This is a genomic window from Neohoeflea coraliihabitans (assembly GCF_019334345.1).
GTDB classification, from domain to species: Bacteria; Pseudomonadota; Alphaproteobacteria; order Rhizobiales; family Rhizobiaceae; genus Pseudohoeflea; species Pseudohoeflea coraliihabitans.
Window position 1 is genome coordinate 751,368 of record NZ_JAHWQX010000001.1, and the last position, 18,920, is coordinate 770,287.

General features: G+C 61.9%; 17 protein-coding genes and 1 tRNA gene. 6 read left to right on the forward strand and 12 right to left on the reverse strand.

The genetic code is table 11. The features are described from left to right. The first annotated feature begins 200 nt into the window (after nucleotides 1–200). The 4 genes from cpdR (at nucleotide 201) to KY465_RS03570 (ending at nucleotide 3,288) form a co-directional block, all read left to right on the forward strand. Nucleotides 201–566 (forward strand): cell cycle two-component system response regulator CpdR, encoded by a 366-nt coding sequence (cpdR, locus tag KY465_RS03555; RefSeq protein WP_219158498.1) that lies wholly within the window; start codon nucleotides 201–203, stop codon nucleotides 564–566. Between the two features lie 83 nt (nucleotides 567–649). Next, a tRNA-Val gene (locus tag KY465_RS03560) sits at nucleotides 650–724 on the forward strand. 296 nt (nucleotides 725–1,020) lie between these two features. Then, a complete protein-coding gene (locus KY465_RS03565; protein WP_219158501.1) occupies nucleotides 1,021–2,655 on the forward strand; it encodes an alpha-D-glucose phosphate-specific phosphoglucomutase in 1,635 nt (544 codons plus the stop codon). A 144-nt stretch (nucleotides 2,656–2,799) separates the two neighbouring features. Continuing rightward, nucleotides 2,800–3,288 carry a MaoC family dehydratase gene (locus KY465_RS03570; RefSeq protein WP_219158503.1) on the forward strand — a complete coding sequence of 163 codons (489 nt, stop codon included), beginning with the start codon at nucleotides 2,800–2,802 and terminating at the stop codon, nucleotides 3,286–3,288. Between the two features lie 16 nt (nucleotides 3,289–3,304). On the opposite strand, the gene KY465_RS03575 is transcribed toward KY465_RS03570, so the two are convergent. The 4 genes from KY465_RS03575 to KY465_RS03590 form a co-directional block, all read right to left on the reverse strand. After that, nucleotides 3,305–3,862: a sarcosine oxidase subunit gamma gene (locus KY465_RS03575; RefSeq protein WP_255561419.1), complete on the reverse strand. Its 558-nt coding sequence runs from the start codon at nucleotides 3,860–3,862 to the stop codon at nucleotides 3,305–3,307. Continuing rightward, a complete protein-coding gene (locus KY465_RS03580) occupies nucleotides 3,855–6,866 on the reverse strand; it encodes a sarcosine oxidase subunit alpha family protein (protein WP_219158505.1) in 3,012 nt (1,003 codons plus the stop codon). Before KY465_RS03580 ends, KY465_RS03575 begins: the two co-directional genes overlap by 8 nt. Further along, a complete protein-coding gene (locus tag KY465_RS03585) occupies nucleotides 6,863–7,186 on the reverse strand; it encodes a sarcosine oxidase subunit delta (RefSeq protein WP_219200000.1) in 324 nt (107 codons plus the stop codon). The genes KY465_RS03580 and KY465_RS03585 overlap by 4 nt, the downstream gene beginning before the upstream one ends. A gap of 70 nt (nucleotides 7,187–7,256) precedes the next feature. Continuing rightward, complete coding sequence (locus KY465_RS03590; RefSeq protein WP_219200001.1) at nucleotides 7,257–8,510, reverse strand: sarcosine oxidase subunit beta family protein; 1,254 nt, start codon at nucleotides 8,508–8,510, stop codon at nucleotides 7,257–7,259. Nucleotides 8,511–8,818: 308 nt separating this feature from the next. Here KY465_RS03590 and rpsU point away from each other — a divergent pair, with 308 nt between their 5' ends. Then, nucleotides 8,819–9,043 carry a 30S ribosomal protein S21 gene (rpsU, locus tag KY465_RS03595; protein WP_162653110.1) on the forward strand — a complete coding sequence of 75 codons (225 nt, stop codon included), beginning with the start codon at nucleotides 8,819–8,821 and terminating at the stop codon, nucleotides 9,041–9,043. A 157-nt stretch (nucleotides 9,044–9,200) separates the two neighbouring features. Continuing rightward, nucleotides 9,201–10,061, forward strand: a complete 861-nt coding sequence (locus KY465_RS03600; protein ID WP_219200003.1) for a tetratricopeptide repeat protein — start codon at nucleotides 9,201–9,203, stop codon at nucleotides 10,059–10,061. 63 nt (nucleotides 10,062–10,124) lie between these two features. Here KY465_RS03600 and KY465_RS03605 read toward each other — a convergent pair whose 3' ends face one another. The 8 genes from KY465_RS03605 to KY465_RS03640 all read right to left on the reverse strand — a co-directional run bounded on the left by KY465_RS03605 (nucleotide 10,125) and on the right by KY465_RS03640 (nucleotide 18,790). Then, complete coding sequence (locus KY465_RS03605) at nucleotides 10,125–10,496, reverse strand: hypothetical protein (RefSeq protein ID WP_219200004.1); 372 nt, start codon at nucleotides 10,494–10,496, stop codon at nucleotides 10,125–10,127. Nucleotides 10,497–11,034: 538 nt separating this feature from the next. Beyond that, entirely contained in the window at nucleotides 11,035–12,429 is a 1,395-nt protein-coding gene (locus KY465_RS03610; protein WP_219200005.1) for an NAD(P)(+) transhydrogenase (Re/Si-specific) subunit beta, read from the reverse strand. Nucleotides 12,430–12,439: 10 nt separating this feature from the next. Further along, nucleotides 12,440–12,865 carry an NAD(P) transhydrogenase subunit alpha part 2 gene (locus KY465_RS03615; RefSeq protein ID WP_219200006.1) on the reverse strand — a complete coding sequence of 142 codons (426 nt, stop codon included), beginning with the start codon at nucleotides 12,863–12,865 and terminating at the stop codon, nucleotides 12,440–12,442. Next, entirely contained in the window at nucleotides 12,865–14,016 is a 1,152-nt protein-coding gene (locus tag KY465_RS03620) for a Re/Si-specific NAD(P)(+) transhydrogenase subunit alpha (RefSeq protein ID WP_219200007.1), read from the reverse strand. The genes KY465_RS03615 and KY465_RS03620 overlap by 1 nt, the downstream gene beginning before the upstream one ends. A 77-nt stretch (nucleotides 14,017–14,093) precedes the next feature. Beyond that, the gene (locus tag KY465_RS03625; RefSeq protein WP_219200008.1) at nucleotides 14,094–14,318 is read right to left on the reverse strand and encodes an aa3-type cytochrome c oxidase subunit IV; all 225 of its coding nucleotides are present in this window, start codon (nucleotides 14,316–14,318) and stop codon (nucleotides 14,094–14,096) included. A 169-nt stretch (nucleotides 14,319–14,487) separates the two neighbouring features. Continuing rightward, entirely contained in the window at nucleotides 14,488–15,222 is a 735-nt protein-coding gene (locus KY465_RS03630) for an N-acyl amino acid synthase FeeM domain-containing protein (RefSeq protein WP_219200009.1), read from the reverse strand. Nucleotides 15,223–15,415: 193 nt separating this feature from the next. After that, nucleotides 15,416–17,737 carry a putative bifunctional diguanylate cyclase/phosphodiesterase gene (locus tag KY465_RS03635; protein WP_219200010.1) on the reverse strand — a complete coding sequence of 774 codons (2,322 nt, stop codon included), beginning with the start codon at nucleotides 17,735–17,737 and terminating at the stop codon, nucleotides 15,416–15,418. Nucleotides 17,738–18,019: 282 nt separating this feature from the next. After that, nucleotides 18,020–18,790, reverse strand: a complete 771-nt coding sequence (locus KY465_RS03640; protein ID WP_219200011.1) for an SDR family NAD(P)-dependent oxidoreductase — start codon at nucleotides 18,788–18,790, stop codon at nucleotides 18,020–18,022. Between the last annotated feature and the right edge of the window lie 130 nt (nucleotides 18,791–18,920).

Consider the following 18,920-nt stretch of genomic DNA (forward strand, 5'->3'; position numbering starts at 1 on the left):
CAATCTGCCACCTGCTCCCACCCCTGTCCAGCGGGTTTTCCCGCATGCAAACGGGGCTCGCGATCGCGCTGCGATAATGCTATGCATCGATCCGCCCTGGCGCCGTGCACGGAATCACAGCTCCATTCACCGGATCTTTACGCCGGATGTGCACGCTGCCCGGCAGATGATGTCAACAGCAACCAAGGGTCCGGATAGGGATGATGCCGAAAATTCTTCTCGCGGAAGACGACAATGATATGCGCCGTTTTCTCGTCAAGGCTCTGGAGAAGGCCGGCTATGAGGTTCGGTCCTTCGACAATGGCGCCTCGGCCTATGACCGGTTGCGCGAAGAGCCGTTCACATTGCTTCTGACCGACATCGTCATGCCGGAAATGGACGGCATCGAACTGGCCCGCCGCGCCACGGAACTCGATCCCGATCTCAAGGTGATGTTCATCACCGGCTTTGCTGCCGTGGCTCTGAACCCCGATTCCAAGGCGCCACGTGATGCCAAGGTGCTCTCCAAACCCTTCCATCTCCGTGACCTTGTCGATGAGGTCAACAGGATGCTGACCGCCGCCTGAGGGCGACAGCGTCACCCCGGGAGCGCGACCGGAATTTCATATTGACGGCGCCCCGCGATTGTGGTGTATGCGCCGCATCGGATGGGCGATTAGCTCAGCGGGAGAGCACTTCGTTGACATCGAAGGGGTCACTGGTTCAATCCCAGTATCGCCCACCATCCGGTTCCTCCCACCATCTTTGCCGAACTCCGTTTTTGAGCCGTTAAGCTTCGCGCGCTCCTGCGCGCTCCTGCACCCTCGGCCCTACCGCTGCAAGCGCTGCCAATCACGCCTTCGCACCGGCTGGAATGGGAACGAATGCCGCCGCTTGCCATTATCGCCATGCCGCTCCGGCCCGCTGACAACGCCGCGCCTCGTTGCGCCCGGCCGCATCTCCTGATTGAGTGGCGCTCTGGCGCATCGGTAATACGGTGATGCCGGACCAGTGCATGATGACAATTCGGGACCTGCAGGCATGACGGCCATCGAGACGATATCCATCCGCCCCTTCGAGGATCAGAAACCCGGCACCTCCGGGTTGCGCAAGAAGGTGCCGGTGTTTCGCCAGCCGGGCTATACCGAGGCCTTTATCCAGGCGATCTTCGACAGCATCGAGGGGCATCGCGGCCAGACCCTGGTGCTGGGCGGCGACGGACGCTTTTACAATCGCACCGTCATTCAGACCGTCCTGCGCATGGCGGCGGCCAACGGTTTCGGCCGCGTTCTCGTCGGCCGGGGCGGCATTCTGTCAACGCCGGCGGCCTCGCACCTGATACGCAAGCATGCAGCCTTGGGCGGCATCATCCTTTCCGCCAGCCACAATCCCGGTGGCCCGAACGAGGATTTCGGAATCAAGTACAATATCGGCAATGGCGGACCGGCGCCGGACAACGTCACCTCGGCAATCTATGCCCGCACTCAGACGATCGAGCGCTATCTGATCGCCGGCAGTCCGGACGTCGATATCGACCAGCTCGGCACCCAGCAGATCGGCGACATGCAGATCGACGTCATCGATCCGGTCGCCGACTATGCCGATCTGATGCAGGACCTGTTCGATTTCGACGCCATCCGCGCCCTGATCGCCACCGGCTTCCAGATCACGTTCGATGCGATGCATGCGGTGACCGGTCCCTATGCGAAGGAGATATTCGTCCGCCGTCTCGGTGTCGATGCGGACTTGATCCGCAACGCCGAGCCAAGCGAGACCTTCGGCGGCCATCACCCTGATCCCAATCTCGTGCATGCCGCCGAGCTGTATCAGCGCATGATGAGCGACGATGCGCCGGATTTCGGCGCCGCCTCCGATGGAGACGGAGACCGCAATCTGATCATCGGCAAGGGAATCTTCGTCACCCCCTCCGATTCGCTCGCCATTCTCGCCGCCAATGCCCACCTCGCTCCCGCCTACCGCGCCGGCATTGTCGGGATCGCGCGTTCCATGCCGACCTCCCAGGCCGCCGACCGGGTTGCCGAGGCGCTTGGCATCGAAATGCATGAGACACCGACGGGCTGGAAATATTTCGGCAACCTGCTCGATGCGGGACGTGTCACCCTGTGCGGTGAGGAAAGCGCCGGCACCGGGTCTGACCATGTGCGCGAGAAGGACGGGTTGTGGGCAGTGCTTCTCTGGCTCAATATTCTCGCGGTCCGCCGACAGAGCGTTCACGACATCGTCACGGAGCACTGGGCGCGCTTTGGCCGGACCTTCTACACCCGCCACGATTATGAAAACCTCGATGCCGCCGCTGCCGCTCAGATCATGGACGGGCTTGGCAACCGGCTCGACAGCCTTGCAGGCCAGACCCTGGGCGGGTTGACCATTCAGCAGGCCGATTCCTTCACCTATCGCGATCCCGTTGACGGCTCTGTCGCGGAAAACCAGGGCCTGCGCATATTTTTTGCCGGTGGCGGCCGCATCGTGTTCCGCCTCTCCGGCACGGGCACGAGTGGTGCCACGCTGCGGGTGTATCTCGAACGCCATGAAGCTGATCCAGCGAACCATGACCGCGACCCCCAGGAGGCGCTTGCGCCGTTGATCGAAGCCGCCGAATCGCTGACCGGGATTGCCACCATCACCGGGCGCACCGCACCCGATGTCGTCACCTGAGGCGATTCGCAAATCACCCTTCCGGTAGACCGCCCGGCCGCGTCGGGGATAACCTTCGCCCGGGGATGCATCGCCCGCAAAAACCCGGTATTTTCCCGTGAAGCTCGTTCTTTCGGGAACCGCAACGCAAGATACGGATCCGCCATGCCGCCTGTCGTCACGATTTCACAAGTGCCCTCGCTGATCGGCACCGAGCTTGGTCTTTCTTCCTGGATGGAGATGCCGCAGTCGCGCATCGACGCATTCGCCAATGTCACCGAAGACCACCAGTTCATCCATGTCGACCCAGAGGCGGCTGCCGACACACCGTTTGGCGGCACCATCGCCCACGGCTTTCTCACCCTGTCGATGCTCTCGAAAATGCATGCCGAGTGCGTTCCGCGCATCAAGGAGCAGGTCCTGGGCGTCAATTACGGCTTCAACCGTCTGCGCTTCATGAATCCGGTGCCGTCCGGCGCGCGCATAAGGGGGCGCTTCGAACTGGCGGATGCGCGCCAGCGCGGTGCGGCATTGATGGTGCTGACGCTGGACGTGACCATCGAGATCGAAGGTGCCCGCAAGCCTGCCTTGACCGCCAGTTGGCTGACCCTGTCACAATTTGATCCTGCCCGCTCGGCGGCTGAGGACGTTTAAGGTCTTGCGAACAGGCTCAGGGCCTGGCTGCAAGTGCCGCCTCACTTAAGAACGTCCAGGCGTAATCGGCAAATGACCGCCAGCATTCCAGGCGGAACCGCTCCGGCCCCTCACGCAGCAGCACCACTTCGATCTTGCCGAGCACCGTGCGCGAGCATGCGGCCACCGGAAAGGCCCGTTCGGCGAGATCCTGCGGGCATCCCGCTTCCAGGGTCGCGCGGGCGCGCCGGCCACTGATCGCAAGCGCGACATTGCGATGCGAGATATCGACCGCCGAATGCACAGCCTTGGCCTTCTCCAGATCGATCATCGGGTCCGCCTCGGCGTCGATGATCAGCCACTCATCGGGCCCGAGCCAGAGGGCCTGGCGGCCGGATTTTCCGATCGCGGAGGATTTCGGCGCCACCGGCAGGCCAACGTCGAGCGCTTGCGACAGAGCGCCCACATCGTCTGGCCCCGCCCGCAGTGACACCCGGAAGGCCGGCGGAAGCGGGGTGATGTCCAGGCCCGGGATGGCAAAGCGATGCTCGTTAATGACGCCGTCTCGCGGCGCGGGTGTCATGCCGTCAACCATTGATCCGCTCCCCTGCCCGGTCGAAAAACACCGTCTCCGTGACTTCGACCGCAAGCACCTCTTCGGCCATCGGCACATACAGCGTCTCGCCGATGCGTTGCCGGCCATTCTCGACCAGCGCCAGGGCGATCGGTCCGCCGCAATTCTCCGACCAATAGGCGGAAGTCACATGCCCGATCATCGTCATCGGCACAGATTGATGCGGATCGGCGACAATCTGCGCGCCCTCTTCGAGAACCGTGCGACCGTCGCGGCTGTGCAGTCCGACCAACTGCTTGCGTCCATCGGCCACCAGATCCGGGCGCTTCAGCCCGCGAATGCCGACGAAGTCCGTCTTCTTTTTCGCCACTGCCCAGCCAAGGCCGGCATCACCCGGCGTCACGGTCCCGTCAGTGTCCTGGCCGACGATGATATAGCCCTTCTCAGCGCGCAGCACATGCATGGTCTCGGTGCCATAGCAGCAGGCACCCAGCGCCCTGGCGCGGGTCCACAGCATGTCCCAAACGCTTTTGCCGTAATCGGCCGGAACATTGACTTCGAACCCGGTCTCGCCGGTAAACGACACCCGGAACAGCCGGGCCGCGACGCCGCAGACTTGTCCCTCCCGAACGCTCATATGCGGCATCGCCTCGGCGGAGATATCAATGCCTTCGACGAAGGGTGCAATGATGTCGCGAGCCTTCGGGCCCTGCACGGCAATCACCGCCCATTGATCGGTGGTCGAGGTCAGCCAGACGCGCAGATCGGGATATTCGGTCTGCAGATAGTCTTCCATATGGTGCAGTACGCGCGGTGCTCCGCCGGTCGTCGTGGTGACATGAAAACGATCATTAGCAATGCGCCCGACCACGCCATCATCGAAAATGAACCCGTCCTCGCGCAGCATGATGCCGTATTTGCAGCGCCCCGGTGACAGCTTGTCCCAGCCATTGGTGTAGACGAGATCGAGGAATTTGGCAGCGTCCGGCCCCACGACCTCGATCTTGCCGAGCGTCGAGGCGTCGAACAGGCCCGCCACCTCCCGCACCGTCCGGCACTCGCGGTTGACCGCCGCGGCCATATCCTCGCCAGCCTGCGGGTAGTACCAGGGCCGCTTCCATTGCCCGACATCTTCGAACTCCGCGCCTTGTTGTTCATGCGCCAGGTGCATCGCCGTGCGCCGCGTCGGATCGAACAGCGGGCCGCGGCCGTGATTGACCAGCGCGCCGAAGCTGACCGGCGTATAGGGATGCCGAAACGTTGTCAGCCCGACCTCCGGGATCGGCCGGTCGAGCATCTCGGCGGCAATCGCCAGGCCGTGCAGGTTCGAGGTCTTGCCCTGATCGGTCGCCATGCCGGTCGTCGTGAAGCGCTTGATATGTTCGATCGAGCGCATGCCTTCACGTACCGCCAGCTCAATATCCTTCGCCGTCACATCGTTCTGGAAATCGACAAAGGCTTTGCCGCCCTTCAGCACCTCGCGGCTGCCCGCACCCAGCAAGGCACCGGCGCGGCTCGTCTGCACCGTCAAGTCCGGCCTGGACTGCGATGGCGTGTCGCTAGATGCACCGTCATGCGCCGCGCGTGCGAGCCGGGCCGCCGCCTTTCCCGCCGCCATTGCCTCGTCCGCCAGCGCCGCCGCCTCGTCGGTCCCGTTGCAGGCGCCGATTGTCACCATGTCCTGCACCGGCGGGCCCGGCAAAAAGCGCTGCGTCGCCGCGTCCCACACCACCTTGCCGCGCGACTGCGAATAAAGATGCACCGACGGCGTCCAGCCCGACGACGTGATCAGCGCATCGATCTTCCATTTGCGTTCCGGGCCGCCGGACCGCGGCCGGGCCCGCATGCCGGAGATCCGCAGCGAACCCGCCGTACCGGTCACACAATGGCCGCAGAGAACATCGATGCCGCGCTGCGCGGCTAGTTCGCGCAGGCCCTCATTGACCTCGTCGCGAAAGTCGATGATCGCCAAGATGTTGATCCCGGCATCGGCCAGATCGAAGGCCGCCGCATAGGCCGAATCATTGGCCGTATACACACCGACATTGGCGCCGACCGCCACACCGAAATGATTGAGATAGGTGCGCGCTGCCGAGGCCAGAAGAACCCCCGGCCGGTCATTGCCGGAAAACACCATCGGCCGCTCGATTGCTCCCGTTGCCACGATCACCTGCTTGGCGCGGACCTGCCACAGGCGCTCGCGCGGCTGGTCGCGGGCCGGCGCCGCCACATGCTCGCTGACGCGCTCGACCAGCGCCACCATGTTCTGCGCCTGATAGGAAAAGGCGGTCGTTCGTGTCAGCACACGCACATTGTCCCGGCCTGACAGCGCCTGCGCCGTGGCCTGCGCCCATTCAAATCCTTCTTCGCCGTCAATGCGCGTGTCGATCTCGTGCCATAGCGCACCGCCCACTGCCGGCTGCTCGTCGCAAAGAATGACATCGGCGCCCGCCTCGGCGGCGGCCTGCGCCGCCAGAAGGCCGGCGAGACCGGCCCCGATCACCAGCACGTCGCAATGGATGTAGCGGTTCGCATAACGGTCCGGGTCCGGCTCCTTCGGTGCCACACCAAGTCCGGCCGCAGCACGGATCACCGGCTCGTAAAATCGCGTCCACGCCGCCTTCGGCCACATGAAGGTCTTGTAGTAAAACCCCGCCGGGAACAGCGGCGACAGGAAATTGTTGATGGCGCCGAGATCGAATGTCAGCGACGGCCAGCGGTTCTGCGACCGCGCCACCAGGCCGTCGAACACCTCCTGCACCGGAGCGCGGACATTCGGCGTGTGGGTGTTGCCGCCGCGCGAAACATCGAGCAGCGCATTCGGCTCTTCCGGCCCCGCCGAAAGAATGCCGCGCGGTCGGTGATATTTGAACGACCGTCCCGTCAGATGCACGCCGTTGGCCAGCAGCGCCGAGGCCAGCGTATCGCCGCACAGTGCTTGCATAGCCTGACCATCGAAGGTGAAACCGACACGCCGCGCCGGCACCAGCCGGCCCTTGCCGGCGATGCGCATGGCGCCACTCATCGCTCTTCTCCCTTGAGCTGATAACCGCCCTCATCGTCGCGGACCACCTCGCGCCGGACTTCGCCGGCCTTGTAGGTGGTGATGAACCTGTCCGAGACCGTATCGCGCACGGCATTGAAAAAGCGCCCGCAGCCGTGCACGTGCCGCCAGCGCTCCCAGATCAGACCCTTCGGATTGTCGCGCAGAAAGAAGAAAGCCTCGAAGGCTGCGTCATCGATCTCGGCAATCGGATCGGGGCGCGCCACATGTGCCTCGCCGGCATGACGGAATTCCAGTTCCGGCCGCTCTTCACCGCAATAGGGACAGGCGATCAGCAACATGACACGGCCACTCCGCTCGTTAGATATCTGCGCGGCGTCAAGCTGCCGGCGCTCCCCTGCCCCGCCCGCATCAATGCGCCACCGCCGCAGCGGCGGCCTCATCAATCAACCGGCCGGTGCGAAACCGCTCGAGGTTGAACGGTGCATTGATCGGATGCGGCGCGTCCTGTGCGATCGTGTGGGCAAACACATGCGCCGAACCCGGCGTCGCCTTGAACCCGCCGGTTCCCCAGCCGCAATTGACATAAAGGCCCGCCACAGGTGTCTTCGACAGGATCGGCGAGCGATCCGGCGTCACGTCGACAATGCCGCCCCACGAGCGCAGCATGCGCATGCGCGAGAATGCCGGGAACATTTCGCAGATCGCATCGAGCGTATGCGTCAATACCGGCAGCCCGCCGGTCTGCGAATAGGAGGTGTACTGGTCGGTTCCCGCGCCGATCACCAGTTCGCCCTTGTCGGACTGCGAGATGTAGGCATGCACCGTGTTCGACATCACCACACAGGGAAACACCGGCTTCACCGGCTCGGAGACCAGCGCCTGCAGGGGATAGCTCTCCAGAGGCATGCGCACGCCGGCCATCTCCATCAGCACCGAGCTGTGGCCGGCGGCCACCACCCCGACCTTGTTCGCCGCAATGAAGCCACGGCCCGTGTCCACTCCTTCAACGGCGCCATTGCTGCCGCGCCTGATACCGGTCACGGCACAGTTTTCAATGATGTCGACGCCGAGTGCCGACGCCGCGCGCGCATAGCCCCAGGCGACTGCATCGTGGCGCGCCGTGCCGCCGCGCCGCTGCAGCGCCGCACCCATCACCGGATAGCGAGCGTTGCGCGCAATGTTCAGCGGCGGGCAATAGGCCTTGGCCTCTTCCGGCGTCAGCCATTCATTGTCGACGCCGTTCAGCCGGTTGGCGTGGATGTGCCGCTGAAACACCTGCACGTCGTGCACATTGTGCGCCAGCATCATCACGCCGCGCGGCGAATACATCACATTGTAGTTCAGCTCCTGCGCCAGCCCTTCCCACAGCTTGACCGCATGGTCGTAGAGCGCCGCGCTCTCGTCATACAGATAGTTCGAGCGGATGATCGTCGTGTTGCGGCCGGTATTGCCACCGCCGAGCCAGCCCTTCTCCAGAACCGCGATGTTGCGGACGCCATGCTCCTTGGCAAGATAATAGGCGGTCCCCAGGCCATGCCCGCCGCCGCCGATGATGATCACGTCATAGCGGGATTTCGGCTCCGGCGAGCGCCATTGCTGCTCCCAGCCGCGATGGCCGCGCAGGGCTTCCCGTGCCAGGGCGAAAATGGAGTAATTGCGCATCCGGTCTCCTGTCACCGCCGTCACACGGCCCGCGCCGCGTCGTCCGCTTGATCACTAGATCATCCCATAGACCATATGTCAGCCGCGCGACTTGATCATTTGCGACGTTTGACGCCGCAGCACATCGCAAACTGACCGTCAGAAAGTCCCATGCCGCCATGCACCTTGTGCGCCGGAAGCGCTGGACTTTGCCCGTAAAAACTGTTAATCACCCGCCCAATCGTGACGTCGGCCGACCGAACGACACCCTTTCTGTTTGCTGGCCGATGCTAATTTTTGCTTCAACCGAACGAAGGAACGGGATCAACGTGCAGGTACTTGTCCGCGACAACAATGTCGATCAGGCGCTCCGCGCTCTCAAGAAGAAGATGCAGCGCGAAGGCATTTTCCGTGAAATGAAGATGCGCGACTTTTACGAAAAGCCCTCGCAGAAGCGGGCACGTGAAAAGGCCGAGGCGGTGCGCCGGGTGCGCAAGCTGGCACGTAAGCGCGCCCAGCGCGAAGGTTTGATCGGCGGTCGCTCGGGACGCTGAGCCTGCCGTTTTATTGCCGATATCGGCATGTTAATACGGGGCGGGGACGATTTGCGTCGCCGCCTTTTTTATTGGCATTCCGGCGGCCGGCAGCGGCCCGGCCGGAGCACGCCGCACCACTGCCGGAGGGCTGCAGTTGACAGGATTTCAGGGATCAATGCTGCGGATGACGCCGCGTCACAGCTCTCACGCGCAATCCGCGCCATGGCGCGCCGTGAGCATCATTGCGTTGACCGGCCTCGGTCTCGCTCTCGCCGGTTGCCAGACAGCAGCACCGATCTCCGCCATATCGATCGATGAATCCCAGGGCAGTGAGCAGAACATTGCATCGCTGACGGCGGTGATTCGCAGCAATCCGGGAAATCCTGAAAGTTACAATGTTCGCGGCGCCGCCTATGGCCGGGCCGGCGAATTCCGCAAGGCGCTGGCGGATTTCGACAAGGCCCTGCAGCTCAATCCGCGTTTCTACCAGGCCTACGCCAACCGTGCGCTGATCCATCGCAACACCGGCGACATCACTGCCGCCGCGGCCGATTACAACAAGGCCCTGCAGATCAACCGCAACTACGATGTCGCCTATATCGGCCGCGGCAACCTGTACCGCCAGGCCGGACGGCTCGACGAGGCGATGCGCGACTACGAGCGCGCCATTGCCCTCGACACCACCGATCCGCGCGCCTATCACAATCGCGGCCTGATCCTGCAATTGCGCGGCCGCCACCGAGAAGCCATCGAAGCCTTCTCGACCTCCATCTCATTGTCCTCGGAATCGCCCGAACCCTACAATGGCCGCGGCATCTCCTATGCAGCGCTGAATGATGATGAGAATGCCTTCGCCGACTTCAATCACGCCATCCAGCTTGACCAGTCGGTCGCTGAATCCTGGTCCAACCAGGCGCTGATCTACGAACGCCGCGGCGAGACCGAAAAGGCGATCCGGTCCTATGCGCGTGCCAGCCAGCTCGATCCGGACTACCAGCCGGCCCGCGATGGCCTGTCGCGCCTGCGCAAGAGCTGATCGCGACCCGCTTCCGCCTGGCAGCAGGCTTCAAGACGGCCACCCTCATAAGTCATCATCAGTTCAACGCGGGGGCAACGATTTGACGTCCAGCGGGACGAAGGTTCCGTTTTCCACCTGTCTGTTGATCGCATCGACATGGTCGCGAATGAGTTTGAGATAGGCGTGCATGTCCGTCGCGCATTCCGAGGCCCCGGCATCGCAAACATACATCTTGGCCAGTTCGGCATTGCTGTGATCTTCTGCGAGAATGCGGTCCAGAAAAGCGACGACCACGCGACCGCGCCGCAAGGTTTCGGGCGAACGACCATCGTCGTCCCCCATTGTCTGATAGAGGATGTTGAACAGAACCGGGAACTCAGGAATCTTTTTGAACGGCTCAAACATCTCGCCGACAAGCAGGGAAAATTCCTCCGGAACCTCGATTTGTGGCATTGTCCCTATCTCCTTCGGCTTTCAGCGGGGATCGGAAATGCAGTCAGGACGGAAAATCCCATGCGGCGCTCGGGACTATGCTTGAGCACCACGCGAACCAGGTACAATGTCTTGAAATACGGCTTTACCGGTCGCCCCGTGACTTCTCCCGGACGCAACCCGGACACATAGCCGTATCCCGTCGGTCAACTAAAAAACTTCTCGATTACCGTTTTCTTGACGCGTCCTGATGCAACGGCTTCCACATACGACCGATTTTCTGCTGCGGACAGCGTATTATTGAAAAATATTTTCGCCTAATGAATATTATTAAGGGTTTTATAGACAAATAGCACAGCAACCGCAGGGCAGCGAATCTCGGGTTGATCGCGCTGGCCTCACCGCGCAGCTCCAGCAATTCCGATCGGATCGACATGCAAGCTCCCGTGATGGCAACCGAAACAGTCTACGAGCGGTGCGACGGGAGTGGATGAGGAGCTGAAAAAGAAAGGCCCGCCGCAAGCGGCGAGCCTTGATCATGCTTTAGCGCAGATTGCGCCTATTCGATTGCCTTGACGATGTCGTCGGTCATCTTCTTGGCATCGCCAAGCAGCATCATCGTGCCGTCCTTGTAAAACAGCGTGTTGTCGATGCCGGCATAGCCCGAGCCGAGCGAGCGCTTGACGAACAGGCAGGTCTTCGCCTTGTCGACGTCGAGGATCGGCATGCCGAAGATCGGCGAGGACGGATCGTCGCGCGCCGCCGGATTGGTCACGTCATTGGCCCCGATGACATAGGCGACATCGGCCTGGGCGAATTCCGAATTGATGTCTTCGAGTTCGAAGACCTCATCATAGGGCACATTCGCTTCGGCCAGCAGCACGTTCATGTGGCCGGGCATGCGGCCCGCCACCGGGTGAATGGCGTATTTCACTTCGACCCCGTTGGCTTTCAGCTTGTCGGCCAGTTCCCGGAGCGCGTGCTGTGCCTGCGCCACGGCCATGCCGTAGCCCGGTACGATGATCACCTTCGATGCGTTGGCCATCAGGAAGGCGGCGTCGTCGGCCGAACCCTGCTTGACCGTGCGGTCGTAGTCATCGCCGCTCGCCGCCGCGGCCTCGCCGCCGAAGCCGCCGAGGATCACCGAGATGAAGGAGCGGTTCATCCCCTTGCACATGATGTAGGACAGGATGGCGCCGGACGAGCCGACCAGCGCGCCGGTGATGATCAGCGCCAGATTGCCGAGTGTGAAGCCGATGCCGGCAGCCGCCCAGCCGGAATAGGAGTTGAGCATCGAAACCACCACCGGCATGTCGGCGCCGCCGATCGGAATGATCAGCAACACGCCGAGCGCCAGCGAAGCCAGGACGATCAGCCAGAACACCGTGTAGCTCTCGCTGCCGACCAGCAAGGCGATCAGCACCACGATGGCCAGGAGCAGGCCGCCATTCACAACATGCCGCATCGGCAGCAGGATCGGCTTGCCGGACATCCGCCCGTCAAGTTTCAGGAACGCGATGATCGAGCCGGTGAACGTGATCGCCCCGATCGCCACGCCAAGCGACATCTCGATCAGGGCCTGGCCGTGGATCTGCCCGACTGCGCCGATGCCGAACGACGAGGGCGAGTAAAGCGCCGCCGCCGCCACCAGCACCGCCGCCAGACCGACCAGTGAATGAAAGCCGGCGACAAGCTGCGGCATCGAGGTCATGGCAATCTTGCGCGCCACATAGGCACCGACGCCGCCACCAATACCCAACCCGATGAGGATCAGCACCAGGCCGCCAAACCCTGGCTTGGCAAGCAGCAGCGTTGTCAGAATGGCGATGCCCATGCCGACCATGCCGTAGACATTGCCCTGCCGGCTGGTCGTCGGATGCGACAGGCCGCGCAGCGCCATGATGAACAGGACGCCGGAGACAAGATAGGCGAAAGCCGCGAAATTCTGTGACATCAGGCGGCCCTCACTTCTCTTTTTTCTTGTACATCGCCAGCATTCGCTGGGTGACCAGGAAGCCGCCGAATATATTCACCGAAGCAAGGATCAGGGCGACGAACCCGAAGCCGCTCGCCAGCCCCGACAACGATGTCGCGACGGCCAGCAATGCTCCGACGACGATCACCGAGGAGATCGCGTTGGTCACCGCCATCAGCGGCGTATGCAGCGCCGGCGTGACCGACCAGACCACGTAATAGCCGACAAAGATCGCCAGCACGAAAATCGCCAGCCGGAAGACGAACGGATCGATGGCGCCGCCGCTGGCGGCATGGGCCGTCGCCGCCGCGGTATCGGCCACTTCTGAGAAACGGTCCGAGACGACCGCGGTGTTCAGCGCCTCGACAGCGTTGTTGAGCTGTTCGAGCGCCGCATCGATAGCGGAACCGGCCATCACGCATCCTCCTTCACGGCTGTGCCACCAAAGCCCGGATGGATCAGGGCACCATCGCGCGACAGCGCCGTGGCCTTGACGAGTTCATCATCGAAATCGACTGAAACGGCACCCGTCTCCTTGTCGATCATGGTCTGCAGGAAAGTCAGAAGGTTCTTGGCATAAAGCAGCGACGCGCTTGCCGCGATACGGCCGGCCATGTTGGCAATGCCGATCACCGTGACATCACCGACCTGCACCGTATCACCGGCCACTGAGCCTTCGACATTGCCGCCGCGTTCCACGGCCAGATCGACGACCACCGAACCGCCGCGCATGGAATTCAGCATGTCGCGCGAAATCAGCCGAGGCGCCGGACGCCCTGGAATCAGGGCCGTGGTGATCACCATGTCCTGCTTGCCGATGTGATCGGCAACAAGCGCCGCCTGTTTGTCCTGATAGTCTTTCGACATCTCCTTGGCATATCCGCCCGATGTCTCGGCCGCCTTGAACTCGTCGTCCTCGACCGCAATGAATTTGGCACCGAGCGAAGCCACCTGCTCCTTTGCGGCCGGCCGCACATCCGTCGCCGAGACCGCCGCACCCAGCCGCCGCGCCGTTGCGATCGCCTGCAGGCCGGCAACACCGGCGCCCATCACGAAGGCCTTGGCCGCGGGAACCGTGCCGGCTGCCGTCATCATCATCGGCATCGCCTTGCCGAATGCGTGCGCTGCCTCGATCACCGCCTGGTAGCCGGCAAGGTTGGCCTGGGATGACAACACATCCATCGACTGCGCCCGCGTAATGCGCGGCATCAGTTCCATGGCAAAGGCGGTAACGCCGGCCTTGGCAAAAGCATCGAGGGCCGCCTCGTTGCCATAGGGATCCATCTGCGTCAGCAACAGAGCGCCGGATTTCATCCGTTTCGCCTCGGCTGTCGAAGGTCGCCGGACGCGCAGAACGATATCCGCCGTGCCGACCGCCTTGGCATCAGCGATTGTCGCCCCCGCCGCCGCGAAGTCGCTATCGGCGATCGACGATCCCGCCCCGGCGCCGCTTTCGACGATCACGTCGAGCCCGAGCGCTTTCATTTTCTTGACCGTTTCCGGCGATGCCGCAACGCGGCTCTCCGCCGACTCGGTCTCCTTGCCGACAAATACCTGATCTGCCAATTCGTCCTCCCCGTCCCGCATGAGACGTTGTTACTCTCTTTGGCGGACGAAATCCGCCGCCCCGCCCGTGCCGAGCGTCAGCGCAGCAGATACACGCCGATGGCGCTGAGAATGATGAGCAGGATCAGACTGGAAAAGAAGCCGGCGCCCGTGAAGAAGAACACCGCCATGGCAATCATCAGGGTAACAAGATGCAAGGTGCCGTATTTCGTGGCAGCCAGAAAACCCGCATAGGTTTTCTCGTGCTCGTGATAATCCATTTGCGCACCGGATTCGACCGGTCCTTCGACGTGCTCAGCCATCGATTTGCCTTTCCTGATCAGACCAATGGCCCGATCGATTACACAATGCCTCTCGGCAGCGCAAGGAAACAAACCCCCCTGAGCTGCGCCAATCCGGAGAATAATATTGCCGCGCGCGACAGCTGAGATCGGAAAGAGCGGGCGTTGAGGTCCGCCCGGCAGCGACGGATCAGTGCGCCCGCGCCATCGCAAATCGCGCCGTTGGCCGAACGGTGAGGACCGGCGTCCGGCCGACCGCTACCGGAGCGAACATCATGCGCCGCTCCATCGCCGTCGAGTTGAAGAACCCGAAGCGCTGATAGATTCTCTGCAATTCGCTGTGGGCATCCGAGCCATACAGCTCGACCATGCTGTCGAACCGCTCGAGATAACGCGGCTTTATCAGTGGCTTGGAGTTGAAGATGCGCTGATAGAAGGCCTTGTGGTTCGGCTTGATCACGGACAGGCAGTAATCCGTGGCAAAATAGTCGGTCGCCATCGTTGCGATCCGCAGGGTCAGATAGGGAATGCCCGGCAGCTCCCGCAGCACTTTCGGATCAGCGGCAAATCGCACCGGATCGATGAAGGTGCGCCCGGCGTCGAGCAGCGGGTCCATGACATCGGGGAAACAGGCGGTCGCCAGTCCGGTCCGTTCCTTCTGCGTCACGTGATGCACGCGGATCGTCGAGACCAGCCGCTCGTCATAATAGATGCCAATGACATGCGCGTTGCTGGCGAAGTCTTCCTCGTCGATCATCACCGTGCCGGTTTTCGGAGCCAGTCCGATCTGGTCATAGGCGTTGTAGCGCACCCGCGCCACGGCCTCGAGATCCTCACGCGATTCAATGCGCCGATACTCGACACTGTCGAGCAACCGCATCAGGCGATTCACAAATCCGGAAGAAACCCGACTCTCATCACGCATGGCACATCCACTTTCACTCGGTTAATACAAGCTTAACCTTAATAAAGAGTGAAGCAAGGTGCGAAATGTTACAGACGGCATCTTTCACAAGACATGGTTAATAAAATGCGTCTAAATATCTAGTAAAATTTACTGGATTTCGCGCGATGTTCGCCCGTCGGCCCTAGCGGACGTCACAGGGGCAGCAGCGCCCTCAGCCGCGGCGCGTCGTCGCCGACACATTCACGACAGTTCCGGAGGCGGCTTTCGAGCCGACCCTGTTGCACAGCTCGATGAAGGCATTGGCCGGCATCGGTGCTCCGAAAATGAAACCCTGGATCAGGTCGGCGCAGTCGTTTTCCAGCAACACGGCAAGCTGCGCCTCGGTCTCGACACCTTCGATGACCACGTCAAGGCCCAGCTCGCGCGACAGCGTGACAACGCCGCGCAGCAGCTTGAGTTTCCGCCGATCGTCCGTGATGTTGGCGACAAAGGAGCGGTCGATCTTGACCTTGTTGAGCGGCAGCATGTCGAGATAGCTCAGGCTCGAATAGCCGGTGCCGAAATCGTCAATGGCGATGGTGATGCCCTTGCCGCGCAGCGTCTCCAGAATGCGGCGAACCGACCGCGGGTCATCGACCAGCGCGCTCTCGGTAATCTCCAGATACAGCCGTTCCGGCGCCAGGCCGTAACGGGCGAGCGCGCGTTCAACGACGGCGATGATTTCCGTACTCGCCAGGTCGTGCGCCGAAAGATTGACGGAGACGAACCTGTTGGCCGGCCATGTCACGCAATCGGCAATGGCCCGGTTGATCATGCAGCGGGTAAGATCCGTGACAATGCCCATTTCCTCGGCGAGCGGAATATAGACGGCAGGGGATACCGGTCCGGTTTCCGGGTGGTTCCAGCGTGACAACGCTTCCGCCCCCATGATGCGCGAGCCATCCGGCAGAAAGATCGGCTGATAGGCGATGCTCATCGATTCAGTGCTGATCGCTTCGCGCAGATCATTCTTCAGCTTCTGGCGTTCCGTATATTTCTGGTCCATCGACTCGACGAACAGGGACCAGCGGTTCTTGTCGCGCCGCTTGGCGTCGTAAAGCGCCAGATCAGCCTTGATCTGCATGCCATCGAGCGCCGCGCCGGAGGCCGGTGAAAGCGCCACGCCGCCGCTCACCGTAATGTGCAACTGATGGCCATCAATCTGATAGGGCCCGGCCATGGCGCGGGTGATACGCGCCATCAGCGCGTCGAGCCGGCTGGTGTTCGGCACCTCGGCAAAAAAGATGACGAACTCGTCGCCGCCGAAGCGCGAAATGAGAATATCGTCATGCTGTTGCTTGTCCAGTCGGGCGGCCACTTCCGCCAGCAGCCTGTCGCCGGCGATATGCCCCATCGTGTCGTTGACATGCTTGAAGTCGTCAAGATCGAACACGGCCAGCGCCACCTGGTCGCTTGCTTCGTTGCGCGACAGCCGCTCAGCCACCAATTCGCTGAACCAGCTGCGGTTCGCCAGACCGGTCAGCGTGTCGTAGCGAGCCATCTGCAGGATCTTTTCCTCCTGGCGGATGCGCGCGCTGACGTCTTCGAATATCAGGACGACGCCCTGCGAGCCGCGCAGCCGGGAGGTGAATTCGAGCCAGGTGTCGTCGGCAAAGCGGATCAGCGCCCGGCGCTCGCGCCCCTTGAGAAGGTTTTCCAGACGCGACGAGATCTCCCTCAGGCTCTCGGCGGGCAGGATCCCGTTGCGTGCGCCCATGCGCAGCGCGAGTTTGAGCGACCGGTTGCGCAGGTCGAGCGCCGGATTGATCCGGAAGATTTCGCGAGCCTTATTGTTGAAGACCTCGATCTGACCATCACCATTCAGCATGAACAGCCCGTGTGACATGTTGTTCAGCGCGATGTCGAAGCGCTCCGCAAGTTGCGCCGTTTTTCTCTCGGCCATCACCGTGTTGAACAGAAATTCACGCACGCCGTTGGCCATCGACCGGGTTGTCAGAAATAAGGGCAGCAGCAACAGCGCCAGAACGACCATGTAGGGATCGCGCAGCACCAGAAATCCGCCAAGCAAGGGCAGGCAGGCCGCAAGAATCATCAGATCGACATTGATCCGCGAGCCGAAATTGCGGCCGACCACCGAAATCATGCTGGCAAGGGTGATCGAGACAGAAGCGAGTTCAGCAAAGGAATCGCGGGACACAACCAGGGCATAGGCACACATGATACCCAGCACGAGGGCGCCCGCCACCGGGCCGGCGACATACAGCCGTTCCCATTTCACCGTATCCTGCATGCTGAAGCGGGTCGTGTCGCATCGGTCGAAGGCAAGCATCTTGCCCATTCGCGCCGCCCAGATGCAGATCATCGCCAAGCCGCAATACAGGTAGAAGATGTCCTGCGTGCGCACATAGATCGCCGATGCCGTCACGACATGAGCCACCATACCCGCGAACAATGTCCCGCGCTTGAGATAAAGCGATTTGACGAACGACAGCCGGACTTCCGCGGCGTCGTCGCTCTGATCTGTCGGCAGCATCTTCTGCACCCGTTTCTATATCACGTGCAAATCTAGGCTTCCGACATTAACAAGTTGTATCACCAGAACAGCCAAAAGTTGCAACTCTCAGATGCCAAACGGGAAATTGTATTTCAGATAAACACTTGTCCCATGGCAATGTCCGAAAATATATTGTTGATATAATTTCCGACATAAAAGTATTTATTTGAGATTTGCAGTACATGTCATTAATGCTTGATTCAGGATAAACAGCGGAAATTTCGTTTCTCAGGCTGTTCGCGGCGCTCAGATCGGCAAAAGTCAGCGACCCAGGGTATAGCCGCCGTCTATCGTGATGGACGCACCGGTCATGTAGGCGCTGGCGCGCGAGGCCAGGAAAAGCAAGGCGCCATCAAGGTCGCCGGGCTGTCCCAGGCGCCGCAACGGCACCTGCGCGCGCAACACCTCGCGGCCCGGCCCTTTCAGGAAATCTTCCGTCAGGCGGGTCTCAAACCAACCGGGACGAATTTCATTGACCCGAATCTGGCTGCCGGCCCACTCCAGGGCCATCGTGCGTGTCATCATGCTCAGTGCCGCCTTTGCCGCGCCATAGGCGATGACGGAGCGCATCGGCTGTTTTGCAAGTATGCTTGAGATGTTGATGATCGAGCCGCCGCGTTTGGCCGCCATCAACCGCTTCGCCATGGCCTGGGCGACCAGAAAGGCACCATCGACATTGACCGCCAGGACCGTGTCCAGCTTTTCGCGCGACAGGCGCACGGCCTTGTCGCGATGCACCATCCCGGCATTGTTCACCAGAACTGTCACCGGCCCCGCATCCTCCTCAATTTCGGAAAACAGCGCCGCAAGTTGTCTCTCGTCGGTGACATCCGCTTCGGACCCGCTCACCCGGCCCTCGCACTCCGACAAGGCGTCAACGGTCGCCGCGAGCGCGGCACCATCCTTGTCGGCAATGAAGACGCGGGCACCGTTGTCAGCCAGAACCTTGGCGAACTGGCGTCCGAGACCGGATGCTCCGCCTGTCACGAGCGCGATCTCGCCCGAAATGTCGAATAATGTCTCTGCGCGCAAAGCTGTCTCCTCTCCGTCTCCCGCACCTTGCTTACAGCTTCCCGACCGGGTGCACCATACGCCCCCGGCCCATGCAGGGAAAATCATGCATTGTGCGTTGCACGGCAACACTTGATACTGGTAAGGGAGA

Bases quoted from the DNA above. Each gene is read 5' to 3' on its own strand.
- KY465_RS03570 (WP_219158503.1), top strand. From the start codon at position 2,800: ATGCCGCCTGTCGTCACGATTTCACAAGTGCCCTCGCTGATCGGCACC.
- KY465_RS03565 (WP_219158501.1), top strand. From the start codon at position 1,021: ATGACGGCCATCGAGACGATATCCATCCGCCCCTTCGAGGATCAGAAA.
- KY465_RS03625 (WP_219200008.1), bottom strand. From the start codon at position 14,318: ATGGCTGAGCACGTCGAAGGACCGGTCGAATCCGGTGCGCAAATGGAT.
- KY465_RS03630 (WP_219200009.1), bottom strand. From the start codon at position 15,222: ATGCGTGATGAGAGTCGGGTTTCTTCCGGATTTGTGAATCGCCTGATG.
- KY465_RS03600 (WP_219200003.1), top strand. From the start codon at position 9,201: ATGCTGCGGATGACGCCGCGTCACAGCTCTCACGCGCAATCCGCGCCA.
- KY465_RS03635 (WP_219200010.1), bottom strand. From the start codon at position 17,737: ATGCTGCCGACAGATCAGAGCGACGACGCCGCGGAAGTCCGGCTGTCG.
- KY465_RS03575 (WP_255561419.1), bottom strand. From the start codon at position 3,862: ATGGTTGACGGCATGACACCCGCGCCGCGAGACGGCGTCATTAACGAG.
- KY465_RS03610 (WP_219200005.1), bottom strand. From the start codon at position 12,429: ATGTCACAGAATTTCGCGGCTTTCGCCTATCTTGTCTCCGGCGTCCTG.
- KY465_RS03585 (WP_219200000.1), bottom strand. From the start codon at position 7,186: ATGTTGCTGATCGCCTGTCCCTATTGCGGTGAAGAGCGGCCGGAACTG.
- KY465_RS03580 (WP_219158505.1), bottom strand. From the start codon at position 6,866: ATGAGTGGCGCCATGCGCATCGCCGGCAAGGGCCGGCTGGTGCCGGCG.
- KY465_RS03590 (WP_219200001.1), bottom strand. From the start codon at position 8,510: ATGCGCAATTACTCCATTTTCGCCCTGGCACGGGAAGCCCTGCGCGGC.
- cpdR (WP_219158498.1), top strand. From the start codon at position 201: ATGATGCCGAAAATTCTTCTCGCGGAAGACGACAATGATATGCGCCGT.
- KY465_RS03605 (WP_219200004.1), bottom strand. From the start codon at position 10,496: ATGCCACAAATCGAGGTTCCGGAGGAATTTTCCCTGCTTGTCGGCGAG.
- KY465_RS03615 (WP_219200006.1), bottom strand. From the start codon at position 12,865: ATGGCCGGTTCCGCTATCGATGCGGCGCTCGAACAGCTCAACAACGCT.